Here is a 25,778-nt window from a genome sequence, read left to right as displayed (position 1 = left end):
CTCTTTACGCTTGATGTTGAACTCTTTTTGTTAATGAAAAAGCCTGCTTATTCCCCTCAAATGAGGAGAGATAAACAGGCATACGTGTGTTCAGAATGAGATGCTTGATCTCCCCTCATAGTCCGGAAATTTACGGTATCCGGGTAGAAACGTACGGGCCATATCCCCGTCTTATATGAGGTTCTTCTATGCAGTTTCTGACTTAATCATAGCAATATTCGATTACATCTGTCAACGCAAATTACGAACAATAAAAAATAAAAAACTAAATAATGTTCGTCTTTAACCCTTAACCGCATGAAAAACAATGGTTCTTCCTACAGGTTCCAAATTGCTTTCTCCATTATCAATCACTTCCTGAAATATTGGCTCTTCCGCACGGCGAACAGGAATGTACCCCTCTTTACTTATGCGGTTCAGACATTGATCGATCGTTTCATTGTCTCGAACTTCAAAGCGCTTCTTGCTTTTCTTGGCCATTACGCAACCTTCCCCTCTTCACTTGCTTCACCCAGAACCCACCATGAATCTGTTTCGGTTCATAAGCAATGATGAAGGCTTTAGGATCAATCGATTTGATCGTTTCATACAACATAAGTTCATATTTCCTTGGTGTTAAAATTTGCATCGCCAGACGGTCACCTTCCATACCATAGGCGTACCAGCTCGTCACACCATATCCTTTATCTCTAAGCATTTTCGTAAACTCAATTTCCGGATCAGATGAAATTACGTTGACTGTCGTATAACCAAGGGCCAGCTTCTCTTCAATTTTCATGCCGACAACAACACCCATCCCATAACCAACAGCGTACGCGATAACGTTTTCGATTTGATCAAGATTATCAAGAACCAAACCTAAACCTAAGATGTAAACAACAATCTCAAACATACTGATAAATGCTGCAAAGTACCGCTGCCCCTTTAAAGTGAAAATCATTCGAAGGGTGAAAAATGACACATAAACAATGTTGACAACTAAAATGATGGTAATCATCACCATGGTGTTATCCAGCATGCATGTATTCCTCCTGTATTATGGGCCATCCGATAACAGCTGCGCCTTTTCATCTGACAGTTGCAACTACTTCACATCACCCAAAAGATCAATCATGCATACACTATATAACATCTTGTATTCATGGCACAATAAGATTTTTTTAAATCATTTGCCGAAAATTGGAGGGAGATCAAATGAACCAATTTAATGATTGGAAGAAAAATTTAGATCACTTCTTTGGTCAGGACTTTTTCAGTGAATTTGAAGGGTTTATGAAGCCTTCAATTCCTCAAATCAACCTCTATCAATATGATAATGAATTGCTTTGCATGGTGAACGTTCCTGGGATGAGTCACCCGAGGAATGTTGATGTTGTCGTTGACCATGCGACACTTACATTAACGGGACGAATTGAAATTAACCACCGCGGCGGCCATCAGCTCAAGTCGGAAATTGCCACAGGTTCGTTTGAACGAAGCATTGACCTTCCCTTCCCAGTACGAAGTGATAAAATTGATGCTACTTATAAACACGGATTACTCATTATCCAGCTGCACCGCTTTATTTCTGATTCAACAAAACAGAAGCCGATTCGTATCCGCCACCTTGAGGACGAATAACGCTTAAGCTAAGAAAATAAAATACAGGATGAAGATCACGAAAAGCAGATACATGATCGGATGAATTTCTTTTCCTCGCCCTTTTAACCACATCGTGATCGGATAAAAGATAAAGCCGATAGCGATTCCGGTGGCGATGCTGTACGTAAGCGGCATCGTAGCGATAGTGAAGAAAGCAGGTACGGCAATCTCGAACTGATCCCAATCAATGCTTTTCAAGGTTGAAGCCATGAGCACACCTACGATGATCAGTGCTGGTGCTGTAACTTCTTGCGTGACGACGGCTAATAATGGTGAAAAGAACAGGGAGAGAAGAAAGAATCCTGCTGTAACAACGGATGTGAAGCCTGTTCTTCCACCTGCCCCAACTCCAGCTGTTGATTCAATATAAGAGGTTGTGGTCGATGTTCCGACAACCGAGCCAACCACCGTTGCTGCAGAGTCTGCGAATAAGGCACGTCCTGCTCTTGGCAGTTTGTTGTCTTTCATGTACCCGGCTTGGGTGGCAACAGCTACAAGGGTCCCAGCAGTATCAAAGAAATCAACAAATAGGAACGTCAGGATAACGACTAACATTTCCAGTGTAAAAATATCTCCAAAGTGTGTCAGTGCAGCACCAAAAGTAGGAGCTACGCTTGGTACAGGCCCCACCACTTCACTCATAGTTGTAGGTGGCGCAATCAAACCTGTCACCATCCCGGCTATCGCTGTAAGGATCATTCCATAGAAAATACCGCCTTTTAATCCGAGGGATAGAAAGATAACCGATGTGACGATCCCAAAAATTGCAAGCATAGTTGTCGGCTCAGTTAAGTCGCCAAGCGCGACTAATGTTGCATCACTATTTTGAACGATTCCTGAGTTTTGAAATCCAATAAAAGCTATAAATAATCCAATACCGGCACCTACGGCCAGCTTTAAATTTCCAGGAATTGCATTAATGATTCTTTCTCGGAGTCCTGTTAAAGTTAATACAATAAAAATAAGTCCAGATGCCAGTACTCCTGCGAGAGCTGTTTCCCATGAAATTCCATATGTGAGTACAACTGTGTAGGCGAAAAAAGCGTTCAAGCCCATTCCTGGTGCTAAAGCAATCGGATATTTAGCCAGCACACCCATAATTAATGTTCCAACAGCTGCGGCAATCGCAGTTGCTGTGAAGACAGCTCCCTGGTCAATGCGGGTCACGCCTTCCGGAAGTTCTTCAACCCCAACGAGTGCAAGCGTCGATGGGTTGACGAATAAGATATACGCCATAGCCAAGAATGTCGTCATTCCTGCTAGAAATTCTGTTCGATAGTTCGTCCCAAACTCCTCAAATTTAAAAAATTTCTTCATGTTTATGTTCCTCCCCTAGTTTACTCATGATGGTTTTTCTTAGTTGTTTATATAACCAAACGTCTTTTTCAGGAAACTTCCCTTTCCTGAAGCCCTTCAGGAGGCAAATCCTTCCCAGACCAAGAAGTAAAACAAAGGCTGTTTTCGACTAGATTGCTGCTCTGATCAAAAAAACACTCCTGGCATAATAGGCCAAGAGTGTTCTACGAATCTACTAGGAAAAATAACCGACACGTCGCTAGACGTGTGGTTACATTCTTAAAACGTAGTCAGATCCATTTACGGCGGTCTGGTAGAAACTTATGGGCCATATCCCCAAAATTATACGACAGAACTATTCAGTTATTATTTTTCAATCTTACAAGTTTCGACGTGGTTCGTCAACATCAAACACGAACATTCCAGAGGTGAAACAAACGAAAAATTCGTTTATTCCCACTCGATCGTTGCTGGCGGCTTACTAGTAACATCATAAACGACACGATTGATGTGGTCGACTTCATTTACGATTCGAGTAGAAATTTTCTCAAGCACATCCCATGGGATACGTGCCCAATCAGATGTCATTCCGTCAACCGATGTAACAGCACGAATTCCAATGGTATGGTCGTAAGTGCGTTCATCTCCCATGACTCCAACGGATTTGATGTTCGGCAGCACCGTAAAGTATTGCCAAATATCACGATCCAACCCTGCGTTTTTCACTTCTTCCCGCAAAATGGCATCCGATTCACGAACAATCTCAAGCTTATCTTCGGATACCTCTCCAAGAATTCTAATGGCAAGTCCCGGTCCTGGGAATGGCTGTCTCCATACGATATGATCAGGAACTCCGAGCTCAGTACCCAGCGCACGAACTTCATCTTTAAAAAGAGTATTCAGAGGTTCGATCAGTTCAAATTGCATATCTTCAGGCAAGCCGCCAACATTGTGGTGAGACTTGATCGTTTGGGCTGTCTCTGTACCACTTTCGATAATATCTGTGTAAAGGGTCCCTTGAGCAAGAAAGTCAATATTTTTGAGCTTGTCTGCTTCGTCATCAAATACATAAATAAACTCATTACCAATAATTTTCCGCTTCTCTTCAGGGTCTGATACTCCAGCAAGCTTCCCGAGGAAACGATCTTTTGCATCAACCTTTATGATGTTCATTTGGAAACCGTCACCTAAAGTACGCATTACGTCATCTGCTTCATGCTTACGAAGAAGACCATGGTCGACAAAAATACAGGTCAGCTGGTCCCCAATTGCTTTATGGATCAAAGCCGCTACAACAGAGGAATCGACGCCCCCGCTCAATGCACATAAAACTTTGCGTTCCCCTACTTTGGCACGGATTTTTTCCACTTCCATGTCTACCACATGTTCCATCGTCCAATCATCGGTAGCTTCACAGGCTTCGAAGACAAAGCTTCGTAAGAGGTCGTTGCCATACTCTGAATGACGCACTTCCGGGTGGAACTGCACGCCATACATATTCCTATCCACATTACTCATAGCTGCAACAGGACACGACGAACTCGTAGCATCGATTCTGAATTCTTCTGGCGGAGCGATCACTTTATCACTATGACTCATCCACACTGTTTGCTGCTTTGGAGTTTTACGAAATAATAAAGGATCATCATGGACAGAGATGTCTGCCTTCCCATATTCTCGTTCTTTAGCCCGTTCAACTTTGCCGCCGAAATGATGGGTCATAAGCTGCATCCCGTAACAAATTCCCAATACAGGGATTCCTAATTCAAATAATTCCTCATCACAGCGAAAGCTATCCTCTCCATACACACTATTCGGGCCGCCTGAGAGAATGATCCCACTAGGGTTCATATCTTTGATCTCTGCAGCTGTCAATTTATGAGAATGCAGTTCACTGTACACCCCAAATTCACGAATGCGACGCGTGATTAATTGATTATATTGACTGCCAAAATCCAGTACAAGGATCATGCCTTTTACTTGTTCCATACACATTCAACTCCTTAATAACTAGGCTCCCCGTTTTAGACGAGCGTAGCCAGCTTTAGTTTGATGACTCATGAATCTATCAAACGACCCATATAAAAAATGGACTTCTGCCTCCGAACTGATCCGGTGAAGGCAGAAGTCCATGTGTAATACATCTCACACGATTCCTGCCTTCATAGTCAGAACGTTTACGGCGTTCCGGTAGAGACTCTCGGACCAATTTCCAAGGATATATGAAGGGTCATACCATTGATTTTCATTCATTCTATCAACAGCATGATGCGGAATCAAGACAATGCTTTTTTAATTAAATTTTCCCATAATTCTGTGACCTTACGCCAATGCTCAATTCCTTTTTCATTTCGATACAAAGCACGTTCATAATGATTGGTTAACTTCCGCATGTCATTCGATTGAAAATGAGCGTCGACCTGTCTCGCATAGTCCCGAAGCGTTTGGTTTGGACAACGTTTAATCCCTTTTTTATGAGCCAGAACCCTCAATAGATAATGATAGGCCCGATCATAAGTATCTTCACGGTCCATTTTTTTAAACCTTCGAATTAAAATGGCAGACATCCACCTGAACCTTGTGAGGTAGAGGACGGCCGCAATGAGCAATGCCGCTATTAAACCGGCCCATAATGATATCGACTGCTGACCGATGCTTACATCCGATTGACCAACGCTCGTATCAGCTGATTGTTGCTGCATTTGTTCTGGTCCGCCCAACGTTTCGTCCTGTTCTGGTTCATCAGCACTTGCAGGAGTGGCTTCCTCATTATCTGTATCTTCGATGTCCATGTGAAAGTCTGTATTGTTTGTGAAACCCTGGGTCGGTTCAAATGGAACCCAGCCGATTTCCGGGAAATACACTTCTACCCATGAGTGGGCATTTCCACTGGTTACTTCGTAAATGTTTAACGTTTGATTATTGACTGTCGCTGTTTCACTTTGGCGTTCCCCACCGGTAAACCCTTTAACCCAGCGGGCGGGAATGCCTTCTGCTCGCAGTAAAACAACCATAGAGGTGGAGAAGTTGTCACAATAACCAACTTTCGATTCGAACAGAAATTGGTCAACGTAATCCTGATTTTCATTTGGAACCGGGACATTTGTAGTTGAATATTCATAGTCATTAGCAGAGAAATACGATTCAACAGCTTTTGCACGGTCATATCTGTTTTCTTCGCCGCTGACGATCTCACTTGCCAGCTCCCGAACACGTGCTGGCAGGTTGTCCGGTAACTGCAAATAGCGCTCCTTTATTTCTTCAGGATCCTCACCGTCAGCTTCCCTTAACTGGTTATATTCAAAAGAAGGCGCATTATATTGAGTTACATATTGCTCAACCTGGTCAGGATTCCCTTCCAGCAAGGTATCCATCTCTCCTGTGTTCTCGTGTAAGGCAATATTGTACCGGTCTGGAAAACGTTCCATGCCTTGGACTCCATACGGATAAACCAGTTTATTAAACTCGGCATCATCCGTAAAATTTAGTAAGGCGACATGCTCCTCCGTTTCCACTTGTTCCGTGAACGTTTGAAACTCAATATCCTCAGGTGAAACTTTCGTTACCTGTTCATCAAGAGTATCGACCCATCCTTTTCCTGTATAAGTGTCCTTCGATTCAATTCGCCAGTATTGCTTACTATCGGCTACTGCCTGAAACACTACCGTGTCATCCTGAACAAAGGATCCGCCGAGCCTCGTATCATTTTCGCCATAACCCACCTTCTGGACTCTGCCTCCCGGTCCACTCCCTGCTCCACTATCACTACTAGTTAAATAGGGAACGGGATCTGGCCATTGAGGCTCTAACTTCGGAGCTGCATATCCGGCTAAGGTAGAGAAAATAACCACCCCTATTAGCGGGGCAGCCCATAAGTGGGCTTTCTTCACACCCCTTAAGGATATCTTCTCCTTGTCCATTTCCTTAAAGAAATGAGACAGACCTAATGAGACCATTCCTAATATAAAGGTACGGATGATAGCCCACTGTCCATCATAAATCGTAAAGGTGTCAACAATAGTGACATATACAAAGGTTAACGTCACAAAAAACAGCATCCGTTTCGCGATGATTAACCAGTAATATAGCAAATAACTCATGAGCCATAATAAAATTAAGAATAATAGACTTCTAAACAACGGGGTCATTTCCCACCATTGCTGGCCTTGAATCACTTGAATATTGTAAATCACTTGATTATAAACGACCGCAAACCACTGCCCGCTGAAAATCTGTTCGGCAACATACAAGCCATCAATAATGAACATAAGTCCAAGCAGCTTTAAAGGGACGGAGATCATCCAGTTTACCTGCAGAAACGAAATGAAAAAGCAAAAACCTGCATAAATGAAAAACACTTTTACATTTTGTGTCTCTGAAATCATTTCTAACGGCCTTAACCATTCACAAAATAGTAAAAAACCGCATATATAGATAACAATTTGATAGATCTGGCTTTGCTTTCCCGGTGAGATGCCCATTATGTGTTCACCTCAAATTCTAACTGTGTTAATTCTCCTTCTGAGATGGTGTTCACAAGGATTCCATAGTTTTTCAACTGCTTAAGCCATTTATGACCTTGAAAATCTATTTGGTTCTGGGGTATGACATAAAAGAAAACAAGCCGCTTACTTTTCTGTGCTAGTCGAGATAAAGTGACGACCATTTGAGCATCTAAGTGATGGCTGACCAAAAGGAGCAGCATCCCTGAAAGGTTCTGTGCAAGCTCCCGCTCCAGCTGTTCAACGAAAGGCATTTTTCCGTTGGGACGAATTTTAGCAAGGTGTTCTTGAATCATATCTCTCTGGGTATAATCTTTTTGGAAGGGGAAATACCTCTTCTGCTCTCCAAGTGTCATAAAGGCGAGCTGTGACGACCTGCTGTGCATCTCATCCAGTAACGATGCACTAAATTCAACTGCCCCTTCAAAGCTTAACGGATTCATATCCGACTCATTCACGGCATTTAATATGACCAGCATATCTACACTTTTTTCCTGCTCAAATTCCTTTGTCATCATTTGGTTACTTTTCGCTGTCGTCTTCCAGTCAATCCAGGCGAAGCGATCCCCAGGGACATACTCTCTAACCCCTGATACAACATTTGTGTTTTTCTCATTTAATTTAAAAGAGGGACTGACACCTTGCTCAAAACTTTGCGCACTTTCTTTCAACCTCACTGGTCTTTTACGAGGAAAAACAAGAAGCTTGTTGTTTAGCTGGTAGGTTGCTTCTTTTGTGATAAATCCAAAAAAGTCTCCGGTCTTTACTCGAAGCGCCTGCAGATAGTGCTCACCTCTTGGTAACTCCTCCATTTCATACTGATACCGGATCGTACGCTTAAACCAAGGAAAGGCTACTTTTTTTATTTGCCGCGACTGAGTCAAACTCGCCGGATTATCCATGTTTCGGTATTTATCAACATGATTATCCCGCTTCATTAATGACTCCGGAAAAAGCTCTTCAATCACACAATAATACATCGGGAACAGAAACCTTCTCGTAATCACTACCTCTACATGGATGGTATCCCCTGCTGTAGCTACTCTCTTAGAAAAATGACGATCGACTTCCCAATTATCCATTGAATAAAAGGTTAGCCCAGTCATATAGAGGAGGAATGGAAGGAAACTATAGAATAGAAACCAACTCACAAAGCCACCCTGAAACATGGCATAAGAGAATAAGACAGCAAATATAAGCAAGATCGTTACTAACCTGCTTGCGAATCGAAGAGATGGCTTCATTCACTCACGTTCCTCTGCACCGGTATCGATGTTACGGTGAGAAGCTCTGCAACAATATCCTCTGCGGTTGACCCTTCAAACTTAGACTCTGACGTTAGAATCATCCGATGGGCTAATACATAGGGAGCTAAATATTTGATGTCATCAGGAATTACATAATCCCGATCCTGTATAAAAGCATAGGCTTTTGCTGCCTTCATAAGCGCGATCGAACCACGAGGGCTTACCCCTAGATACACCCCATTATGTTTACGTGTCCCTGTTACAAGTTCCACAATATATCGATTGACCGTCTGATCGATATACACGTCTTCTGTCTGCTTCTGAAGATCAATCAGTTCCTCTCTTGAAATCACGGCCTCAATCTCATGAATCGGATGGCTTACTGAGGTTCGCATAAGCATGTCGACCTCTTGATTAGCTGATGGGTAACCCATTTTAAGTTTTAGTAAGAAACGATCCAATTGAGCTTCAGGCAACGGATATGTCCCTTCATATTCAATTGGGTTTTGTGTAGCCATTACGAAAAACGGCTGGTTTAGAGGCACGGATTCCCCATCAACCGTTATGCTCGTTTCTTCCATCCCCTCTAATAAAGCAGACTGCGTTTTAGGTGATGTTCGGTTAATTTCATCCGCTAAAACAACATTCCCTAAAATCGGACCGGGGCGAAACTCAAATTGAAGATCTTTTGGATTATATATCGAAACACCTGTTACATCAGAAGGCAACAGGTCTGGTGTAAATTGAATACGTTTAAAATCACAATCCAGTGACTTGGCGAGCGTCCGCACGAGCATTGTCTTCCCTACTCCTGGTACATCTTCCAGCAAAACATGACCCCTGGCAAGCAAGGCAATGACACTTAAGAGTGCTGCTTCTTCCTTACCAATCATTACTTTGTTAATATTCTTTAAGACTTCAGCAATCTTTGGTTGATATAATAGAGTTTGCTTCGTCATTCGGTGTACCCCTCTCTAGTTTGACAATATATTCTGAAAAGTCACGCTCACTCTAACTATACTACAACTATAGACATACGACAAAATATGTGCGTCGTTTTTACAGAGAAAAAATCTTTTCTGCCATGAGCGGAATTTATTCTTGATAAAAAGTTTATTGATTTTCGCTTGACTGGGTCATGACTTTAAACACTTATCATTGAACACAAGAGACCATAATTTCCCAAAACATACGATAATATAAGTCTATAGACATGTTATGAGAGTTTCGAAAAATACATTTAGGGGTATTTTATAGTAGACTTGTAGAAGAGGGGGGCGGAGTAGTTGAGGATGGATCAGGAATTAATCACTCGAATTATACATAAAGATAAGCAGGCACTCGACCAGTTGTACCATAAATACATCCATTTTTTATATCCTCTGATCTTAACGGAGTTAAAGGATACTAAAAAAACGGAACAAGTCATCACATGTTTGTTCAAGGAAATTTGGAGCCAGCCCCACCTTTTCGAAAAAAAGTTTTTTTCATCGTGCCTTCTTAAAAGATGCAGGCTTTTAATGCATCTTCGCTGATCTGCTTGAAGCCTCCACTCTAAACATAGCGTAAATGTCCCGATTTTATTATTCCAACTAGTCATCAGCCCTTCCGCCATTCCAAAGTTTTCATAAAGTACTTATATAGATTAAAAAGGTGGTGAGATTATGGGTTACGGAAATAACGTTGGTGGCTTTGGCGGAAACAATGTCGGCGGCTTTGGCGGCTACGGAAATAACGTTGGTGGATTCGGCGGTTACGGAAATAACGTAGGCGGATTCGGCGGTTACGGTGGCTGCGGTCATGGCCGCAGACGCGGTAACAACTTCGCCTTAATTGTAGTGTTGTTTATCCTTCTCATTATTGTTGGTGCTTCATTCTACAAATAATAAACATTTAAAGTAAAGGAAAAGAGCCAGAGGCACCCGCCCTGGCTCTTTTCCTTTACTATACTCCTCCCCACACCGTACAAACTTATTAACCTGCCTGTAACGTTTCGCTATAATGATTTCTTGATAATGCCCACTACTGTTCTTAAATCTTCAAGAGGGATTTGCCCGGGCGCGGAACTTTGGTGTCCAACTGCAAACGTAATCATGGAACCAAACCTCCACCCAAACATTCTGCTGATTGATCCATTCCCCCCCATTGATATGGCTACTACAGGAATACGGAGATATGAATCCAGACTATGAGTAGCTTCCAGCACAACTAATACATCCTTCATATCATCAGGCATAACTGCAAATTTTACAAGGTCCGCTTCATATTGCTCCGCCTGTTCTCCTTTTTCAAAAAGGGACTCCAGTGGAGGTGTTTGTTCAAAGTTATGGTAAGAAACCATGAGCTTTACATCATGACTTCTGGTTACTTCACGCAAATGCTCTATGTATCTAGACTCATTGTGCAATTCGTAATCCACTAACTCAATCTTACCTGTTTCTATTAAACGTGTGAGCAAATGAACTTTTGCTTCTTCATTTAAAGGGATTGGTTCCCCACCTTCAGTAACCGAACGAATCGTAAATAAAATTGGAATTTCTCCTGCCAAGTCTTTAATCTTCAAAAGTGCATCCATCACTTTAGCTTCCTCATCCAGCTTCTCAAAAAAATCCCCACGCCATTCAATCAGGTCAGGTTCTTGTGCAACAATTGTCTTTAATTCTCTTATCAGCTCTTCCTCATTCGTTCCAATCAACGGAAGACAGATCGCGGGAGACTGTCCGTCAATCACTTTCCCCTTCACTGTCAATTCTTTGCTATTGCGCTCCATATGAAGGTCTCCTTAATTCAATATTGTTTGACTAATATTAGTGTCATTCTATAAAACTTCTTATAAACTTACAATTCTTTTTTAACGTTAATAGCTTACATCCCTCCGGACACATAGAAAAAACTAATAAAGGAAGTGCATATTAGTCAATAGTGCTTGTCCCTGAATCTATCTTTTTGCCAAAACGATGTGCAGTATAATATAATCAATCCAACTTTTTATTTGTTCAAGCAATTCAAATCTACTAACTAAAGGATGCTTTATCTATGGGGTATATAGAAAATTCACTAAGAGAAATTCCATTAAAAGAAAAAAGTATTGTGTTTGTAGGCTTTATGGGGGTCGGTAAAACTACAATTGGGAAACTGGTTGCCCAGAAGCTGCATCGAAGCTTTATTGACGCCGATTCAGAAATCGAGCGTAAATATCAGATGCCTATTCCGAAAATTTTTAAAACGTTAGGTGAAAGCGAGTTTCGTAAAGCGGAAAAGAACCTCATTACCGAGCTTTGCCACCAGAATCTTAAAGTCATCTCTCTTGGAGGAGGGGCTTTTCTACAGGAAGAAATACGTGATGTCTGTCTCAGTCATTGTATTGTTTTTCATCTGGATCTTTCATGGGAGATGTGGAAAGAAAGACTCGATATGTTAATTGAAACCCGTCCAGTTTTGCAAGGGCGTACAATAGAGGAGATCGAATTGTTGTTTCAAGCTAGAAGAGAGACCTATGCAGATCATCATTCTAAATTAATAACAGATCAGCTTAGTGAAGAAGAAGCAGCGAATTATATTGTTGATTCATTGAAGTTATCCTGGAAATTATACAATTAGATTATCATGAATGCTGGATCAAGGGGTGATTGCCCTCGATCCAGCATTGCATTTCTCGATGGAGTTTTTAAAAAACAAATCTCTAACCTATGTTCTCCACGGCAACAGAAATTCCTTGCCCAACACCAATACACATTGTAGCCAGACCTCTGGCGACATCGCGCTTCTTCATTTCATGGACCAAAGTTGTTAACATCCTCGCTCCGCTTGCACCTAAAGGATGGCCAAATGCAATAGCTCCTCCATTTACATTAACCTGTTCCCTATCTAGGCCAAGCTGGTTTATACATTCTAAGGATTGAGACGCAAATGCTTCATTTAATTCAATTAAATCAAAATCATTCACATTTAGGGAATTTTTCTTTATAAGCTTTTGCGTTGCTGAGATAGGTCCTAGTCCCATGACAGATGGTTCAACTCCTGCAGTTGCTGAGGCTGTGTACTTGGCCAAAGGCTGGAGCCCAAGTTCCCTGGCGCGATCTGCACTCATTAGCAGTAAGGCGGAGGCTCCATCATTGACCCCGGAAGCGTTTCCGGCAGTAATGGTTCCATCAGGAAATAAAGACCGAAGTTTACTAAGCTTTTCTATTGTTGTCTGAGGACGAAGGTGTTCATCCTTATCAATCCATTCTTCATTTCCCCGTTTGTCCCTGGACAGCACGGGGATGATCTCTTCGGCAAACCGATCCGCTTCAACAGCCTCTTTGGCACGCTGCTGACTCATCAATGCGAACTCGTCCTGTTCTTCTCGGGTGATATGATATCGCCTGGCAACATTTTCTGCTGTCTGCGGCATCGAATCTGTCCCATACATTTCCTGTAGTTGCGGATTAATAAACCGCCATCCTATTGTCGTATCATAGAGTTCCATGTTTCCCCTAGGAAACTCTTTTTCGGGTTTAGGCATGACGAAGGGGGCACGTGACATGCTTTCAGTTCCGCCGGCAATCATGATGTCTTCCTCTCCCGATAGAATCGATCGAGCTGCCATACTTACGGCATCAAGACTGGATCCACAAAGGCGGTTTATCGTAGTTCCGCTAACCTCCTGGGGTAAACCAGCTAACAAAAGGGCCATTCGCGCAACGTTGCGGTTTTCCTCTCCCGCCCCGTTGGCATTACCCAATATGACATCCCCCACCTCCTCAGGAGGCAGACTGGTATTTCGATCCATCAACGCTTTAATTACAGCAGCCCCGAGGTCATCTGGTCTTATATTTTTTAAAGCTCCTTTATACCTGCCTATTGGAGTTCGAACTGCGTCGACGATTACTACTTCATTCATTAACGATTCTCCTTCTATAGAAAAGTAACGGCTAGTATCGTATAAAATTTCTTCCGGAGTAATCTCTTCACTCTTAAGGAAGTCCGGCTAAGTTCGAGAAAAAAACTATGTTTTTAATTTAAATCGTTGTATTTTCCCTGTTGCTGTTTTCGGAAGTTCTTCAATAAACTCGATTTCTCGTGGATATTTATAAGGCGCCAACTGATCCTTCACATACAATTTTAGTGATTCCGCTAATTCACCGCTTGCCTTTTCAAGTTCTTTTAAAATGACATAAGCCTTAGGATGAACTAGATTAGCTGTATTCGTTTCTCCGACAACTGCCACCTCTAACACATCCTCGTGCTGCAAGAGAGTTGATTCAATTTCAATCGGAGAAACCCAAATCCCCCCTACTTTAAGCATGTCATCGGAGCGGCCACAGTACCAGAAGTAGCCATCGTCATCCTGATAGTACTTGTCTCCTGTATACATCCACTCCCCTTTGAACTTATGGTAATTCTCAGTGAGGTTGCACCAATAACCCGAAGCAATGCTGTCACCTTTAATAACTAAATCGCCAACTTCATTTGCACATAGTGTTTGTCCATCTTCATTGACAATTTTAGCATTGTACCCGGGAACAATTTTCCCCGTACTTCCTGGCTGAACTTGTCCGCTTTGGTTAGAAAGGAAAATATGGAGGGCTTCAGTTGAACCAATGCCGTCTAAAATATCAACGTTAAACAGTTCTCTCCATTTTTTGACGTAGGAGGCAGGCAATGCTTCTCCTGCAGACACACAAACACGTACGCTGGACAGGTCAGGAATGCGCCCTATTTTTTCCACGTAATTAATCATTGCTCCATAGAGTGTAGGAACACCGAAAAATATAGTCGGTTTTTTCTCTTCGATCGTCTCGAAAACCTTTTCAGGTGTAGGCTTATCTTTAAGTAATATAGCTGTCGCTCCGGATCCAAACGGAAAATACATACCGTTGCCCAATCCGTACGCAAAATATAGTTTCGACGCAGAAAAGGCAATGTCATCTGATTGAATATTCAAAATATTTACAGCGTAATTATAGTATGCTGATTCCATACTTCGCTGCCGATGTATGACCCCCTTTGGAGTTCCAGTGCTTCCCGAGCTATATAGCCAAAATGCTGAATCTTCAGAGGTAGTTGGATAGGACTCATCTAGTTGATGAGAGGCTTTTGCTATAAAAGTGTGGAAGTTTAATTCCTCTATGGATGATCCCTTGTCCGATACAATAATGACATGCTTCAGAAAAGGGAAACGATCCTTGTATGCTTTTAACTCTTCCCACAGTTCTTCATACACAACAAATACTTTCGCACGGCTGTGGTTTAAAAAATACTCATAATCATGGGGCTGAAGGTTTGTATTAACAGGAATAGGTACGGCACCGATTTTTACCGATCCGAAAAATGAAACCACAAATTCAGGAGAATCAGGAAGAGATAGTAAGATTCGGTTCTCTATTTCTAAGCCAATATCTAATAAAGCATTTCCGAACTGATTCATCTGATGTGACAGTTGCTGATAAGTCAGTTCATCTTCCCCACACGCGATGGCTATCTTATTTTGATTACCATTCTTCACATTATCGTCAACAAAACGGACAGCAGCATTATAAGAATCCTTTATTCCTCTCAATGTATCAACCGACTGTAACATTTTCTCCTCCTATCTATTTACGAAAGCGCATTCAACAGTTGGCTTAGAAAAAGAGTTAAGGCAGAATAAGTTCAACCTTAACTCTTCACTACTATAACATCGTCCCTTATTTTCCGCTCCAGTCAGCCTCGCGTTTTTCTAAGAAAGCACTCAAGCCTTCCTGAGCATCTTCGGAACGGAACAACAGATTCTGCAATTCCCCTTCGTAACGGATCGCTGCGTTCAACGGCATTTCCTTCCCATTCATGATGGATAGCTTAATGTTAGAAGCAGCATATGTCGCTTGGCTGGCCACTTTCTCGGCATAAGCTAACGTCTTTTCACGTGTTTCCTCTTGTGGATACACTTTGTCCACGAGTTGGATGTCCAGCGCTTCTTGCGGGGAAATCGTATCCCCGGTAATATTCATATCCAGTGCTTTAGAATGACCAACTTGACGAGCCAGACGCTGCGTTCCGCCTGTCCCGGCTAACACACCAAGACTGATTTCCGGGAGTCCGATTTTCCCTGCGGCATCGCCCATAAAACGAAGGTCGCAGGCAAGCGCCATTTCAAGGCCGCCTCCTACGGTATGGCCTTCTAAACAAGCTATCCAGATTTGCGGTGAACGTGCGATTTTATCTAAGGTTTCATTACAGAACAGGCAAAACTGTGTTTTGAATTTCGGTTCAGCGGATTTCAGGAACGAAACATCCGCCCCGGCTGAGAAAAACTTCGGCATGTCACTCATGAGCACGGCGACCTTAATGTCATTATCGAAGCGGATCTCATCAATCGCTGCATTCAATTCGCGGTAAAAATCCAAATTGTAAGAGTTAGACTTGTTCACGTGAATGTGGACTTCTGCAATCCCATTGTTCTTTGTTACCGTCAATTTGTTTTCAGTTGCTGTTGTCATGTTTCATTCCTCCTAAATAATTTAAAATTTTATATTTATTCAACACCTAATATATTAAGTGGTTTTTTCCCTACATAAGAAACAACACTCTTCGTTTCAGAGTACAGATCCAATGTTTCAGCCCCTAATTCACGGCCAAAACCGGATTGCTTAAACCCGCCAAACGGAGCTCCTGGAAAAGCAGAGATCGGATTGTTTACCATCACGATACCTGCGCGCAAACCAGAGGCAAGACGATGGGCTTTGCCATGATCCTTTGTCCATACTGCGGAGCCAAGCCCAAAGATTGAGTCATTCGCTCGTTGAAGCACTTCTTTTTCGTCCGTATATTTCATTAATACAACAACGGGTCCAAACACTTCTTCCTGAGCAATCCGCATGTCATTGCTTACATTTCCAATGATGGTCGGCATATACCAGTGCCCATTTTGATAGGCTTCTCCTTCAGGTCTTTTTCCGCCGTAAAGAACTTCTCCTCCTTCTTCCTGTGCTAACTTAACGTAATCATCTACGGTCTTTTCATGACTTTCGGAGATTAGCGCCCCCATGTGCGTCGTTTTATTAAACGGATCTCCCACCTTAATTCTCTTTGCCTTTTCTATAAAACGATCGACAAACTGATCATAAATCGATTCATGGATAAACACTCTTGAACGCGCCTCACATGATTGTCCTGTGTTATAAAAGATACCAAACAGGGATCCGTCAACCGCGCCTTCCAGGTCACAATCTTCACAAACGATGCTTGGAGATTTGCCGCCAAGTTCTAACGTGACACGTTTCAGCGTTTCAGAAGCTCTCGCCATAATATCCTTGCCCGTATCTGTTTCACCTGTGAATGCCACTTTGTCAACGTCAGGATGTTCCGTTAAGTAAGGACCGATTTCGGATCCACTGCCGGTAATAACATTTAATACTCCATCTGGAAGTCCAGCTTCATGACAAATATCTGCAAGCATGAAGGCTGTAATTGGTGTATAGCTTGCCGGTTTCAAAACGATCGTACACCCTGCTGCTAAAGCAGGTGCAAGTTTCCAGGCAGCCATCATCAATGGATAATTCCAAGGAATAATTTGAGCACAAACTCCTACTGGCACTTTCTCTGTATAGTTGAAAAATCCATTCGGTACCATGGGATTGGTAGCCCCGCCAAAAGTGGAAATCGCCCCTGCATAAAATTCAAAGTCCTCAATCGCCTGACTGACTTGGCCCTGGGCTGCTGCTACCGTTTTACCACTATTCAATACCTCTACTTCTACCAGTTCGTTAAAGCGCTCACGCATAATAGAGGCAATTTTATTTAACAGACGTGCTCGCTTTGCTGGTCCTTGCTTTGGCCATTTTCCAGAAGTAAATGCATTTCTTGCTGACTCCACCGCAAGATCTACATCTTCTTTTGAAGCTTTTGCTACTTTAGCAATTGACTCTCCAGTTGCAGGATTGTAAGTTTCAAAATAGTTGCCGCTAAGGCCATCAGTGTATGCCCCATTGATTAACAATTGATAAGTATCTTTTTCTACCTTTACTTCAGTGGTACCTGTAGCCATTAAGAAATCCTCCTTAGACATTTTGGTAATTACTTGAATGGTTTAACCTTTGCTGTTCATAGTAGTACAACCCTTTACCCGAAGCTCTTCCCGTCCAGCCGGCATAAACTAATTTGCGTAATAACGATGCAGGCCGGTACCTCTCCTCGCCGAGTTGACGATAAAGTCCGTTTAATACAGCATAAACATTGTCAATCCCAACCTTTTCCGCCCACTCTAATGGACCATCAGGATAGTTGGTGCCTTTCTTCATCGCGTTATCGATATCCTCCGCACTTGCTGTTCCCTCAGCTAAGGCAAAAATAGCCTCATTAATGATTAAGCTGAGTATACGGGGATAGACGAGGCCCGCCTCATCTTCCACCATCTCGATTTCCTTCCCCATTAGCTTCAATTGATCCTTGGCCAATTGAAGGTGTTGAGGTTCAGTTTGCAAACCAGGTGCTATTTCTATCAACTGAGATTGACCCACATCAGCAAAAGCGCCAAAACCAACTAATCTTTCTGGATGAGTCAGCCAGGAGGCTACTTCAGTTGCGGTCCACTGCAAAGTAGACGATAATATAGTAGCTCCTTGGGATCCCAGCCCATCAATCCTCTTAAGATTATTGATTTTCTCATGGCGTTCCAAATTCTCCGTTTCAATAATCAGTTCGGCATGGGCAAGCTGGCTGTCATTATTCAGGGAAGCGCTTTCAAAGTAATTATGCTTCAAAAGGGTAAAGATCGACTCCGCCGCTTGGTTTCTGCCAATAATACTAATGTTCAGCTGAGGCATAATCATAAAACCCTCCCTCTGTTTTACGACCAAGCCGGCCGGCCTGGACCATCCGCTCCTGATAATAGTGCGGTCGAAAGCGATTTTCTCCATAGAAACTACTGTATACGGTTCTGGTAGTGGCTAAATTAATATCAATACCAATTAAATCCTGCAGTTCAAACGGTCCCATTTTAAAACCGCCGGCCTTTTTCATAATTCGGTCTATTTGCTCGACACTTGCTACTTGATCATTCATGATCCTTAATGCTTCATTATAAAACGGCCTGGCGACTCGATTGACGATAAATCCCGGAGTGTCTTGACAAACCACTGGATATTTATGAATCTTTTCTGCAAAATCCTTTAATCTGTTGATTGTATCTTGATTGGTGGATATTCCCTGGACGATTTCAACTAGCGGCATGAGTGGTGCCGGGTTAAAAAAATGAAATCCAGCCAGCCTCGATGGGTCTTGGATGTATCCCGCTATTTCTGTAATCGATAAGGATGAAGTATTGGTGGCAAAAAGGGTTTCAGGTGAACAGATATCGTTTAACTGGTGAAAAATTGATTTTTTGATGTCCAATTTTTCAGGAGCAGCTTCTATAACTAAATCTACCTTTTCAAGGCTTTTTAAATCAGTAGTTACCATCAACTTCTCCTTAGCCTGAATAGACTCTTCGTCCAGAATCCTGCCTTTTTCAACCAACCGCTCCAAACGTTTAAATACTTGTGCTTTAGCCTTTGCTAATTGTTGTTGATCAATATCATAGAGAATAGAAGAATAACCATTCTGAATGGCAACCTGGGCAATCCCTGCTCCCATAGTTCCTGATCCAATGACAGCTACTTTATTGACACCTTCCATGACTATTCATCACCACCCTTCACTACCCATGGGAAGCGCTTTGCCATTTGATATATTCAAAAACGCTTTTACAATGGTTACAGTAGTATTGTCTGACAAGCTGTGCTGTCCCAAAAGGAGCAATAAGTTCTACATCTCCAGAAGAACAAAATGGACATTGAATGTCTTTATCACTCTCAGGCATGAGTAACGGACCTTTCACCAAGTACCTCGTTAATGGTCGGTTCAAATGATTTTCCTAGATTACTAGATTCGTCAACAGCACCCGCTTCTTTCAAATGAGTGTTTTCTTCAATTTCTTTTATCCATGTACTTGCCGATTCGTAGGCTTTCTCCAAATCAACTTGTACTCTCCTCGGTATAGAACCTTTATCATTGATCAGTTGTTTGCACCAATTCTTTGAATAGGTAATATGTTCGTTAAGTTCATTCGCCATCTTACTGAATTGAGCATTTAAATCTTTTCCTTTATTCTTTATTAGTTCCTGCATGATTAAATCAATAGCCACATTATTTACGTATAAGCCAGCGATAAGCTCTACCCAGTTCGAAGCATTTACGATTTGATCGAAGGCTTTTCCCGTTTGTTCCTTTACATCTAATTTTCCAGCCCGTAGACCCTGAACTTCATACGACCATCGATATAATAGACGCGCATGACCAAGTTCGCCCTGAGCCATGGATATAGATGCAAGCGAGGCTTCGAGATTAGGCCCACTGACGCCAATTTCTACCAGCTGTTCTCCCATAATGAACTTGTTATCAGCAATAGTTTCAGCCAAACTTACTAGTTCATTAATTTGTTCTTCTGTCATTTACTTCACCCCTTCCTTTTCAAATAGCCCTTTCGGCAGCCGAACCGGGACCAGATTGGATGCCTTAACCACATGCATCTCTACCCAATCTTCTTCGTCATATATCTTAGCTGCATAAATTTTGGCCAGTTCATCGCTGGCAGCTCGGAATGAACCAATCTGCATTAAATCATCCCCGCGCTTGATGCGTGTAAGGAGGATATAGTCTTCATTTTTTTCAATTGGGGATGTCATGACCTCACTCCCCAATTCTGCATTTTACTTCTGCCTTCCTCAGTCATGTCATGGACTGTCCAGGCAGGATCCCATTGAACTTCAATCTCCACCTCTTTTACTTCTTCCTCCGAAAGTAAACGCTCTTTGATATCGCTTTCAATCCAGACCATACAAGCACAGCCCGTGGATGTATACGTCATCGTCACTTTGATGACACCTTCCTCTAGCTGTGCAATATTTCGAATTAACCCCATATCTACTACGCTTATAGGAAACTCAGGATCCATAACTTCCTTTAAAGCTTCCCAATATTGTTCGGCTGACTGATGAATAACACTCATTGTTACGAAGCCTCCTCCTGGCGCATTTTTTCTAATTCCTTCACACCTTTTTGAATTCGCTGCACAAACTCTTCGTTTTGAGGACCACGTTTCTTAAATCTTTCGATCATTCCCGACCATGTGTCAGGTTCATCATGTAACCATTTGCGATTCTCGAGATCAAACTTGCATGGGAACGGAACATCTACTACATATTTTTCTTGCTCTTCGTCATAATGTGCCGGTACATCTACTCCAATAGATTCACAGAATGGAACTGCGGTAGACATCCATTTTTGACGTAACTCATCATTCTTACTTCCTTTTATTCGGTAATCAATTTGTGCCGAGCGGCTCTTATGTGAATCTGATACACCGAAAAACTCGAGCCCCATCATAAACATCCAGTCGGCAGCTTCTTGGACTTGTTTGGCTGTTTCCGGATTCTTCATTCCTTTTTTCATAATGATTTCGCCATTACGTAAGTGGAACAATTCTTCTTTATCTACCTTGACCAGGGCTCGTTTCCATGGTCCATATGAAGTATGTTCGAAAGCATCCCCCAAAAGGGTATATCCAGCCCTGTCAAACAAACCGTTAAAAACTCCAAGTTCAATCCAATTATTTAATGGAAAGTCAAATGCATAAGGGTTTTTCCATCGATTTGGAGAACGTTCATAAAGCAGTTCATCTACATCTTCTCCCAGAGCTTCCAACAGCCGGTATGCAATATGTGCATGCCCTAATTCATCCTGCATAACGGCGAGGGCAGTAATTTTATAATTTAGATCTGGTGCATCGTTGTACACCGTCAGCAGCGGCGGCACGCTGAGCAATTCTGTATCCCCAACTATGGTGAGGGTTTGCATCAATGCTTTTTTATAGTCCTCATCCATGTCTTCCAATCGTTCGACCATAAACCCCTTTTGAACTTTTTCCATTAAAACTTCCGCCTGGCTCATTTCTCCACCTCTTTTAATTATGTTTTTTGAATTATCGTTGTTAAATAATAATATAGAACATCGGCGTTTTTTTGTCAATCACTTTATTATGTTTTTTTGACGAAAGTTAATATTATACTTACTCCGCCGATGCGCAAAAAAAATCACGAAGGAAAGTTCCCTCGTGATTAAGTAACCGTTTTATGGATATGTTCGTTATAGATTGTTCCTTCATGATCTTTCCAAGTTCTTGTCCGCTTCTCTTCTTCTAAATAATGCAGATGAGCAATCGTCTCAGCCATTGCAAACCGCCATTGGTGCGGTGTTAAATCCCGATGCGCAAAAACAGTTGAAGCAATCTGATAAGCCGTCAGCCCACCCGCCAGTTCTTCCATCTGTTTAAGTCGTTGATCATGATGTTCAATAAGCTCATCGATTCGCTCCTTCACATTGTGGATGGGCTCTCCGTGAGCGGTATAGGCTGTTTTCACTGGCAATCTCTTTATTTTCTGCAAAGACAAATGATAATCGTGAAGCGGTCGTTGACTCGCGCCCGGCCACACGCTAATGTTTGGTGTGATTGGATACAAGATCAGATCAGATGAGAACACCTTTTGTTCCTGTTCGTTATAAAGGCAGAACATACCGTCACTATGGCCAGGAGTATGAAGAACTTGCCATGACGAGTCCATAAAGACCGGATCATGATCGAGCTCTTGAATGTCAGGCAAGGGTCTCATCTGCTGCGACATTTTATCCATATGATCAGCAATCTCGCTGCTAAGTGCAGCAGGAACACCGTGTTTTTTCATCATTTCTTCTATGCGGGCAGTTTGCACAGTTCCCTTGCCCCACACTCGATCCATCATCTCCCGGTCACTTGCGTGCATATATATTGCTGCACCCGTCTTTTGCTGCATCCAATGCGCAAGGCCCGAGTGGTCAGGGTGAAAATGAGTAACATAAATAGCCCGTATTGAAAGCGGGTCAACAGTAAGTTGATCAAACACTTCCTCCCATGCTTCCCGTGCTTTTCCATAATTGTAGCCCGTATCAATCAAAACATAGGAATCATCACTTGGAAGCAGATAACAGTAGACATACTTCATCGGAAACGGGACTGGAATACCTATTCGATACCCATTTCCTTCGATTTTATTGAGATTCATTCAGCTCCTCCTTTTAACGAGCTTTAAAGTTGGCTTCTCTTTTTTCCCTAAAAGCCTCTAATGCTTCCACACGGTCTTCAGTCGGAATAATCATTTCATAGGCTTTAGCTTCAATCGCTAATCCAGTATTCAGATCTGAATTGTTTCCATGATTAATGGCATATTTGGCTTGTGTAACAGCTAACGGACCATTTCTCATGATTTCCCCAGCCAATTGTCCGGCTTCAGACATTAGCTCTTCAGCCGGGCAAACTTTATTCACCAACCCCAACTCCAGTGCTTTATCGGCATTAACGCGACGAGCGGTTAAAATAAGTTCCTTCGCCTTCGATGCACCTATCAGCCGGGCTAACCTTTGTGTTCCTCCTGCTCCGGGGATTATGGCCCAGCTGACTTCGGTCAACCCCATGACAGCGCTTTCCGAAGCATACCTAAAATCACAAACAAGTGCTAATTCAAGTCCGCCGCCTAAAGCGTAGCCATTCACGGCTGCAATAGTCGGCGGGGCTAAGTTTTCAATCTCATTAAATACTCCCCGTATCATTCGTACATTACGCCGGACTTCCTGCTCAGAAAGATTTCTTCTTTCTTTCAAATCAGCACCGGCACTGAACGACTTTTCTCCCGATCCGGTTATAAGTACAGCCCGTACCTCATTGTCCATTTGAATCTGTTCTACAGTCTCCCTGAGCTGCACTAAAGTTTCATAATCGAAACAATTTAACTGCTCTGGCCGATTAATGGTTATGATCCCTAAGTATCCTTGCTTTTCAAAAAGTACCTTTTCCATATATAAAGCCTCCAATTTCCTGGCGCTTACTACATATAAACTTTATTAAACGGATTGACGGCTCTCTCACGATGCGGCTCCACTTCCCGGTCCGGGGCAGATTCATATAAAGACTCAAAACAGCGAACAGCCGGAATGGAGATCATCTGATGGATTTTCCAAAACAGCTCTCTCGCTTCAGTTCCCCTAAAGTTCTCAGGCAACAGATCCACAGGAAAAATGGGATCATTAAATAAGAACTTCCGATATTCATGAACAATTTTCGTTCGTTCAATAAAGCTTTCCTCATCGGTTAAAGTATTTTGGAGCGCCTTCTCACGTAAGTAATCATATATTTTCAAATGTTCTTGGATAAAACGGTCATACTCATCTGAAATATGCTGTAAATCCCAGCCTTTATTAACAATTTCCTGATTATCATGTGACATTACTTTAGAAGAAGTGAACAACATCATATAGTCTCCAAGCTGATGGCGTTCCATTAGTTCCATCACCTGTTTTTCAATAGGGTTAGGGCTGACCCAAGTGCTGTTGGAAATAGCTCCAAAGCCTGTCCAGTTCAATTCCTTCCGAATTTCATTACGCATATCACGTTTTGCTTCAGGGAAAGAATATGTCAAGATTCGCCATTGTCCGTCCCACTTTGCATTTCTTTCACTGTATACACGTTTCACACCTTCGTTAATTTGGTTAATTCCTTGTGGTGTAAACGAATAATAGCTCCGATTACCAATTTTACGAACTTTCATCAGGTCTTTTTGAACCATACGTAAAATGGCTCCTCTAACTGACGATTCAGATACTCCAAAGCGTTCCATCATCTGGATAAGGCTTCCTACCCATATCTCACCGCCGTAATTTTGTACATATTCTCCAAAAAGTGTAAACATAAGTGACCTCGGTTTCATTTTTTCACCGTCCATTACTTCGATGTATAGTATATTGACACGTTATTTTTATTATAGAGGATTAGACCGTATTATGCATTAAACTGTGGCTTTTTGAAGCTGGTATGTTTGTCTGCCTCAAGCAAGAGTCTGGCCTCTTCTGGGATGGAAACTGCTTTAATACCATGACCGTATTTTTTCACCCATCCTCTCAACTCGTACCCATGACCTGTTAGGTCCCCATCTCGATATACCTCATGGGTTAGTTTGATCGTTTTATTATTTACTTCTACCGCTTTAGTGACGACGGTCATTAAATCATCATAATAAAGCGGCTTCTTAAAGGTACAGCGGGTGTCCATCATCGGTAAGATGATCCCCTGTTCTTCTTCAAGTTTTTTGGGTGACAACCCACAGCTGCGAAAAAATTGGTGCCCCGCTATATCAAACCACTTAAAATAGTTTGGATAATAAACGATACCTGCCATATCCGTATCGCCCCAATTAATTAAAAAATCGATTTCGTTACTGCGCATTACTCTTCCTCCTTTCTATCACCCTGTCCAAAACCCATCTGGATCAATGGATCGTATGACATTCAACTCTTCAGGCTGAGGTGGAAGGGTCTCTTTTAAGTCATTGGCCTCCTTCAAATCCCATCCTGTGCTTTCGTTAACTTCTGCTTTTGACACACCTGGATGAATCGAGGATAACTCTAATTCATTGTTATCGCCGGGACGCATCACTCCAAGAGTTGTGATTAATGCTCCAATCCCGCCCCTTGGAAGACCCTTTTCTTGACGCCAGTCTCCTCCTGTCCCGGCACCTGGAGAAGTAATGTAATCGACTCGATCCGTCAGGCGTCTTTTTTCATGGTTCATAATGACAAGCAACCGTTTAGATAGACTTGCAATGTCAGCAGCCCCGCCACTTCCAGGAAGTTTCACGGCTGGCTTTTTATGATCCCCGATATAAGATGTATTCACATTTCCATACTTATCTATTTCTGCTCCGCCAATGAATCCGCAATCTACGTCTCCACGCTGCATCAAAAACATCAAGTGATTCGTAGAAGTACACCATTTAGCTCCTTCTATATTCGGTGTGTCTCCCATCGTGTAAAGTAATTCTTCTGAGGGGAAATCCCTTACAATACCACATTCGTAAAAACCAACGGCATTAGGTGCATGAGTTCGTTTGGCTACGGCGAAAGCAAGCATAGGAAGCCTCATTCCTACAAATACCACTTCTTTATCCTGGATTTCCCTGGCAGCAGCTACAACCATTAATTCCCCTGTTGTATAATTCATTTTTTC

27 protein-coding genes and 3 riboswitches are annotated in these 25,778 nt (G+C 42.4%); of the genes, 3 read left to right on the top strand and 24 right to left on the bottom strand.

Annotation, left to right across the window (positions count from 1 at the left end; translation table 11 throughout):
• Positions 1–98: 98 nt before the first annotated feature.
• Positions 99–199, bottom strand: a riboswitch (purine riboswitch).
• Between the two features lie 83 nt (positions 200–282).
• Together P9989_RS02980 and P9989_RS02975 are read right to left on the bottom strand one after the other, a co-directional pair.
• Positions 283–480 carry an NETI motif-containing protein gene (locus P9989_RS02980; RefSeq protein ID WP_283077340.1) on the bottom strand — a complete coding sequence of 66 codons (198 nt, stop codon included), beginning with the start codon at positions 478–480 and terminating at the stop codon, positions 283–285.
• Entirely contained in the window at positions 452–1,018 is a 567-nt protein-coding gene (locus P9989_RS02975; RefSeq protein WP_283077339.1) for a DUF2179 domain-containing protein, read from the bottom strand. The genes P9989_RS02980 and P9989_RS02975 overlap by 29 nt, the downstream gene beginning before the upstream one ends.
• Positions 1,019–1,194: 176 nt before the next feature.
• On the opposite strand from P9989_RS02975, the gene P9989_RS02970 reads away from it, so the two are divergent.
• Positions 1,195–1,620 (top strand): Hsp20/alpha crystallin family protein, encoded by a 426-nt coding sequence (locus P9989_RS02970; protein WP_283077338.1) that lies wholly within the window; start codon positions 1,195–1,197, stop codon positions 1,618–1,620.
• 3 nt (positions 1,621–1,623) lie between these two features.
• On the opposite strand, the gene P9989_RS02965 is transcribed toward P9989_RS02970, so the two are convergent.
• The 5 genes from P9989_RS02965 to P9989_RS02945 form a co-directional block, all read right to left on the bottom strand.
• On the bottom strand, positions 1,624–2,958 hold the full coding sequence (locus P9989_RS02965) for an NCS2 family permease (RefSeq protein ID WP_283077337.1): 1,335 nt from the start codon (positions 2,956–2,958) through the stop codon (positions 1,624–1,626).
• 246 nt (positions 2,959–3,204) lie between these two features.
• Positions 3,205–3,307: riboswitch (purine riboswitch) on the bottom strand.
• An 80-nt stretch (positions 3,308–3,387) separates the two neighbouring features.
• Positions 3,388–4,926, bottom strand: coding sequence for a glutamine-hydrolyzing GMP synthase (guaA, locus tag P9989_RS02960; RefSeq protein ID WP_283077336.1), 1,539 nt, complete (start codon positions 4,924–4,926; stop codon positions 3,388–3,390).
• A 156-nt stretch (positions 4,927–5,082) separates the two neighbouring features.
• Positions 5,083–5,183, bottom strand: a riboswitch (purine riboswitch).
• Positions 5,184–5,213: 30 nt separating this feature from the next.
• Positions 5,214–7,418 (bottom strand): DUF4129 domain-containing transglutaminase family protein, encoded by a 2,205-nt coding sequence (locus P9989_RS02955; RefSeq protein WP_283077335.1) that lies wholly within the window; start codon positions 7,416–7,418, stop codon positions 5,214–5,216.
• On the bottom strand, positions 7,418–8,683 hold the full coding sequence (locus tag P9989_RS02950) for a DUF58 domain-containing protein (RefSeq protein ID WP_283077334.1): 1,266 nt from the start codon (positions 8,681–8,683) through the stop codon (positions 7,418–7,420). Before P9989_RS02950 ends, P9989_RS02955 begins: the two co-directional genes overlap by 1 nt.
• A complete protein-coding gene (locus P9989_RS02945; RefSeq protein WP_283077333.1) occupies positions 8,680–9,645 on the bottom strand; it encodes an AAA family ATPase in 966 nt (321 codons plus the stop codon). The genes P9989_RS02950 and P9989_RS02945 overlap by 4 nt, the downstream gene beginning before the upstream one ends.
• A gap of 705 nt (positions 9,646–10,350) precedes the next feature.
• Between P9989_RS02945 and P9989_RS02940 the strand changes: the two genes are divergently transcribed.
• Positions 10,351–10,572: a YjcZ family sporulation protein gene (locus P9989_RS02940; protein WP_283077332.1), complete on the top strand. Its 222-nt coding sequence runs from the start codon at positions 10,351–10,353 to the stop codon at positions 10,570–10,572.
• A gap of 110 nt (positions 10,573–10,682) precedes the next feature.
• Here P9989_RS02940 and aroD read toward each other — a convergent pair whose 3' ends face one another.
• On the bottom strand, positions 10,683–11,456 hold the full coding sequence (gene aroD / locus P9989_RS02935; protein ID WP_283077331.1) for a type I 3-dehydroquinate dehydratase: 774 nt from the start codon (positions 11,454–11,456) through the stop codon (positions 10,683–10,685).
• A gap of 266 nt (positions 11,457–11,722) precedes the next feature.
• Between aroD and P9989_RS02930 the strand changes: the two genes are divergently transcribed.
• Positions 11,723–12,286, top strand: a complete 564-nt coding sequence (locus P9989_RS02930) for a shikimate kinase (RefSeq protein WP_283077330.1) — start codon at positions 11,723–11,725, stop codon at positions 12,284–12,286.
• A gap of 82 nt (positions 12,287–12,368) precedes the next feature.
• Here the strand turns inward: P9989_RS02930 and P9989_RS02925 are convergent, their stop codons facing one another.
• From P9989_RS02925 to P9989_RS02855, 16 genes are all read right to left on the bottom strand, one after another.
• On the bottom strand, positions 12,369–13,571 hold the full coding sequence (locus tag P9989_RS02925) for an acetyl-CoA C-acyltransferase (RefSeq protein WP_283077329.1): 1,203 nt from the start codon (positions 13,569–13,571) through the stop codon (positions 12,369–12,371).
• A 105-nt stretch (positions 13,572–13,676) separates the two neighbouring features.
• A complete protein-coding gene (locus tag P9989_RS02920) occupies positions 13,677–15,251 on the bottom strand; it encodes a benzoate-CoA ligase family protein (RefSeq protein WP_283077328.1) in 1,575 nt (524 codons plus the stop codon).
• A gap of 106 nt (positions 15,252–15,357) precedes the next feature.
• Positions 15,358–16,149 (bottom strand): enoyl-CoA hydratase/isomerase family protein, encoded by a 792-nt coding sequence (locus P9989_RS02915; RefSeq protein ID WP_283077327.1) that lies wholly within the window; start codon positions 16,147–16,149, stop codon positions 15,358–15,360.
• Between the two features lie 35 nt (positions 16,150–16,184).
• On the bottom strand, positions 16,185–17,696 hold the full coding sequence (locus P9989_RS02910) for an aldehyde dehydrogenase family protein (protein ID WP_283077326.1): 1,512 nt from the start codon (positions 17,694–17,696) through the stop codon (positions 16,185–16,187).
• Positions 17,697–17,709: 13 nt separating this feature from the next.
• A complete protein-coding gene (locus P9989_RS02905) occupies positions 17,710–18,480 on the bottom strand; it encodes a 3-hydroxyacyl-CoA dehydrogenase family protein (RefSeq protein ID WP_283077325.1) in 771 nt (256 codons plus the stop codon).
• Entirely contained in the window at positions 18,455–19,324 is an 870-nt protein-coding gene (locus tag P9989_RS02900) for a 3-hydroxyacyl-CoA dehydrogenase NAD-binding domain-containing protein (protein ID WP_283077324.1), read from the bottom strand. The genes P9989_RS02905 and P9989_RS02900 overlap by 26 nt, the downstream gene beginning before the upstream one ends.
• A 22-nt stretch (positions 19,325–19,346) precedes the next feature.
• On the bottom strand, positions 19,347–19,508 hold the full coding sequence (locus P9989_RS21620; protein ID WP_428841945.1) for a PaaD-like zinc ribbon domain-containing protein: 162 nt from the start codon (positions 19,506–19,508) through the stop codon (positions 19,347–19,349).
• On the bottom strand, positions 19,501–20,139 hold the full coding sequence (locus P9989_RS02895; protein WP_283077323.1) for a Phenylacetic acid catabolic protein: 639 nt from the start codon (positions 20,137–20,139) through the stop codon (positions 19,501–19,503). The genes P9989_RS21620 and P9989_RS02895 overlap by 8 nt, the downstream gene beginning before the upstream one ends.
• A complete protein-coding gene (locus P9989_RS02890) occupies positions 20,140–20,373 on the bottom strand; it encodes a hypothetical protein (RefSeq protein WP_283077322.1) in 234 nt (77 codons plus the stop codon). It abuts the gene before it with no gap.
• Positions 20,370–20,696: a metal-sulfur cluster assembly factor gene (locus P9989_RS02885; protein ID WP_283077321.1), complete on the bottom strand. Its 327-nt coding sequence runs from the start codon at positions 20,694–20,696 to the stop codon at positions 20,370–20,372. Before P9989_RS02885 ends, P9989_RS02890 begins: the two co-directional genes overlap by 4 nt.
• A 2-nt stretch (positions 20,697–20,698) precedes the next feature.
• Positions 20,699–21,637 carry a Phenylacetic acid catabolic protein gene (locus P9989_RS02880; RefSeq protein WP_283077320.1) on the bottom strand — a complete coding sequence of 313 codons (939 nt, stop codon included), beginning with the start codon at positions 21,635–21,637 and terminating at the stop codon, positions 20,699–20,701.
• A gap of 167 nt (positions 21,638–21,804) precedes the next feature.
• Positions 21,805–22,785, bottom strand: a complete 981-nt coding sequence (locus P9989_RS02875) for an MBL fold metallo-hydrolase (RefSeq protein WP_283077319.1) — start codon at positions 22,783–22,785, stop codon at positions 21,805–21,807.
• Positions 22,786–22,798: 13 nt separating this feature from the next.
• The gene (locus P9989_RS02870) at positions 22,799–23,575 is read right to left on the bottom strand and encodes an enoyl-CoA hydratase-related protein (protein ID WP_283077318.1); all 777 of its coding nucleotides are present in this window, start codon (positions 23,573–23,575) and stop codon (positions 22,799–22,801) included.
• 29 nt (positions 23,576–23,604) lie between these two features.
• Complete coding sequence (locus P9989_RS02865) at positions 23,605–24,483, bottom strand: PaaX family transcriptional regulator (protein WP_283078815.1); 879 nt, start codon at positions 24,481–24,483, stop codon at positions 23,605–23,607.
• A gap of 71 nt (positions 24,484–24,554) precedes the next feature.
• Complete coding sequence (locus P9989_RS02860; RefSeq protein ID WP_283077317.1) at positions 24,555–24,998, bottom strand: acyl-CoA thioesterase; 444 nt, start codon at positions 24,996–24,998, stop codon at positions 24,555–24,557.
• 18 nt (positions 24,999–25,016) lie between these two features.
• Positions 25,017–25,772, bottom strand: a complete 756-nt coding sequence (locus P9989_RS02855; protein ID WP_283077316.1) for a CoA-transferase subunit beta — start codon at positions 25,770–25,772, stop codon at positions 25,017–25,019.
• Between the last annotated feature and the right edge of the window lie 6 nt (positions 25,773–25,778).

Source organism: Halobacillus naozhouensis, from assembly GCF_029714185.1.
In the GTDB taxonomy this organism is placed as follows: domain Bacteria; phylum Bacillota; class Bacilli; order Bacillales; family Halobacillaceae; genus Halobacillus_A; species Halobacillus_A naozhouensis.
This window is presented reverse-complemented; position numbering and strand designations above follow the sequence as displayed.

Bases quoted from the DNA above. Each gene is read 5' to 3' on its own strand.
- P9989_RS02980 (WP_283077340.1), bottom strand. From the start codon at position 480: ATGGCCAAGAAAAGCAAGAAGCGCTTTGAAGTTCGAGACAATGAAACG.
- P9989_RS02975 (WP_283077339.1), bottom strand. From the start codon at position 1,018: ATGCTGGATAACACCATGGTGATGATTACCATCATTTTAGTTGTCAAC.
- P9989_RS02970 (WP_283077338.1), top strand. From the start codon at position 1,195: ATGAACCAATTTAATGATTGGAAGAAAAATTTAGATCACTTCTTTGGT.
- P9989_RS02965 (WP_283077337.1), bottom strand. From the start codon at position 2,958: ATGAAGAAATTTTTTAAATTTGAGGAGTTTGGGACGAACTATCGAACA.
- guaA (WP_283077336.1), bottom strand. From the start codon at position 4,926: ATGGAACAAGTAAAAGGCATGATCCTTGTACTGGATTTTGGCAGTCAA.
- P9989_RS02955 (WP_283077335.1), bottom strand. From the start codon at position 7,418: ATGGGCATCTCACCGGGAAAGCAAAGCCAGATCTATCAAATTGTTATC.
- P9989_RS02950 (WP_283077334.1), bottom strand. From the start codon at position 8,683: ATGAAGCCATCTCTTCGATTCGCAAGCAGGTTAGTAACGATCTTGCTT.
- P9989_RS02945 (WP_283077333.1), bottom strand. From the start codon at position 9,645: ATGACGAAGCAAACTCTATTATATCAACCAAAGATTGCTGAAGTCTTA.
- P9989_RS02940 (WP_283077332.1), top strand. From the start codon at position 10,351: ATGGGTTACGGAAATAACGTTGGTGGCTTTGGCGGAAACAATGTCGGC.
- aroD (WP_283077331.1), bottom strand. From the start codon at position 11,456: ATGGAGCGCAATAGCAAAGAATTGACAGTGAAGGGGAAAGTGATTGAC.
- P9989_RS02930 (WP_283077330.1), top strand. From the start codon at position 11,723: ATGGGGTATATAGAAAATTCACTAAGAGAAATTCCATTAAAAGAAAAA.
- P9989_RS02925 (WP_283077329.1), bottom strand. From the start codon at position 13,571: ATGAATGAAGTAGTAATCGTCGACGCAGTTCGAACTCCAATAGGCAGG.
- P9989_RS02920 (WP_283077328.1), bottom strand. From the start codon at position 15,251: ATGTTACAGTCGGTTGATACATTGAGAGGAATAAAGGATTCTTATAAT.
- P9989_RS02915 (WP_283077327.1), bottom strand. From the start codon at position 16,149: ATGACAACAGCAACTGAAAACAAATTGACGGTAACAAAGAACAATGGG.
- P9989_RS02910 (WP_283077326.1), bottom strand. From the start codon at position 17,696: ATGGCTACAGGTACCACTGAAGTAAAGGTAGAAAAAGATACTTATCAA.
- P9989_RS02905 (WP_283077325.1), bottom strand. From the start codon at position 18,480: ATGATTATGCCTCAGCTGAACATTAGTATTATTGGCAGAAACCAAGCG.
- P9989_RS02900 (WP_283077324.1), bottom strand. From the start codon at position 19,324: ATGGAAGGTGTCAATAAAGTAGCTGTCATTGGATCAGGAACTATGGGA.
- P9989_RS21620 (WP_428841945.1), bottom strand. From the start codon at position 19,508: ATGCCTGAGAGTGATAAAGACATTCAATGTCCATTTTGTTCTTCTGGA.
- P9989_RS02895 (WP_283077323.1), bottom strand. From the start codon at position 20,139: ATGACAGAAGAACAAATTAATGAACTAGTAAGTTTGGCTGAAACTATT.
- P9989_RS02890 (WP_283077322.1), bottom strand. From the start codon at position 20,373: ATGACATCCCCAATTGAAAAAAATGAAGACTATATCCTCCTTACACGC.
- P9989_RS02885 (WP_283077321.1), bottom strand. From the start codon at position 20,696: ATGAGTGTTATTCATCAGTCAGCCGAACAATATTGGGAAGCTTTAAAG.
- P9989_RS02880 (WP_283077320.1), bottom strand. From the start codon at position 21,637: ATGAGCCAGGCGGAAGTTTTAATGGAAAAAGTTCAAAAGGGGTTTATG.
- P9989_RS02875 (WP_283077319.1), bottom strand. From the start codon at position 22,785: ATGAATCTCAATAAAATCGAAGGAAATGGGTATCGAATAGGTATTCCA.
- P9989_RS02870 (WP_283077318.1), bottom strand. From the start codon at position 23,575: ATGGAAAAGGTACTTTTTGAAAAGCAAGGATACTTAGGGATCATAACC.
- P9989_RS02865 (WP_283078815.1), bottom strand. From the start codon at position 24,483: ATGAAACCGAGGTCACTTATGTTTACACTTTTTGGAGAATATGTACAA.
- P9989_RS02860 (WP_283077317.1), bottom strand. From the start codon at position 24,998: ATGCGCAGTAACGAAATCGATTTTTTAATTAATTGGGGCGATACGGAT.
- P9989_RS02855 (WP_283077316.1), bottom strand. From the start codon at position 25,772: ATGAATTATACAACAGGGGAATTAATGGTTGTAGCTGCTGCCAGGGAA.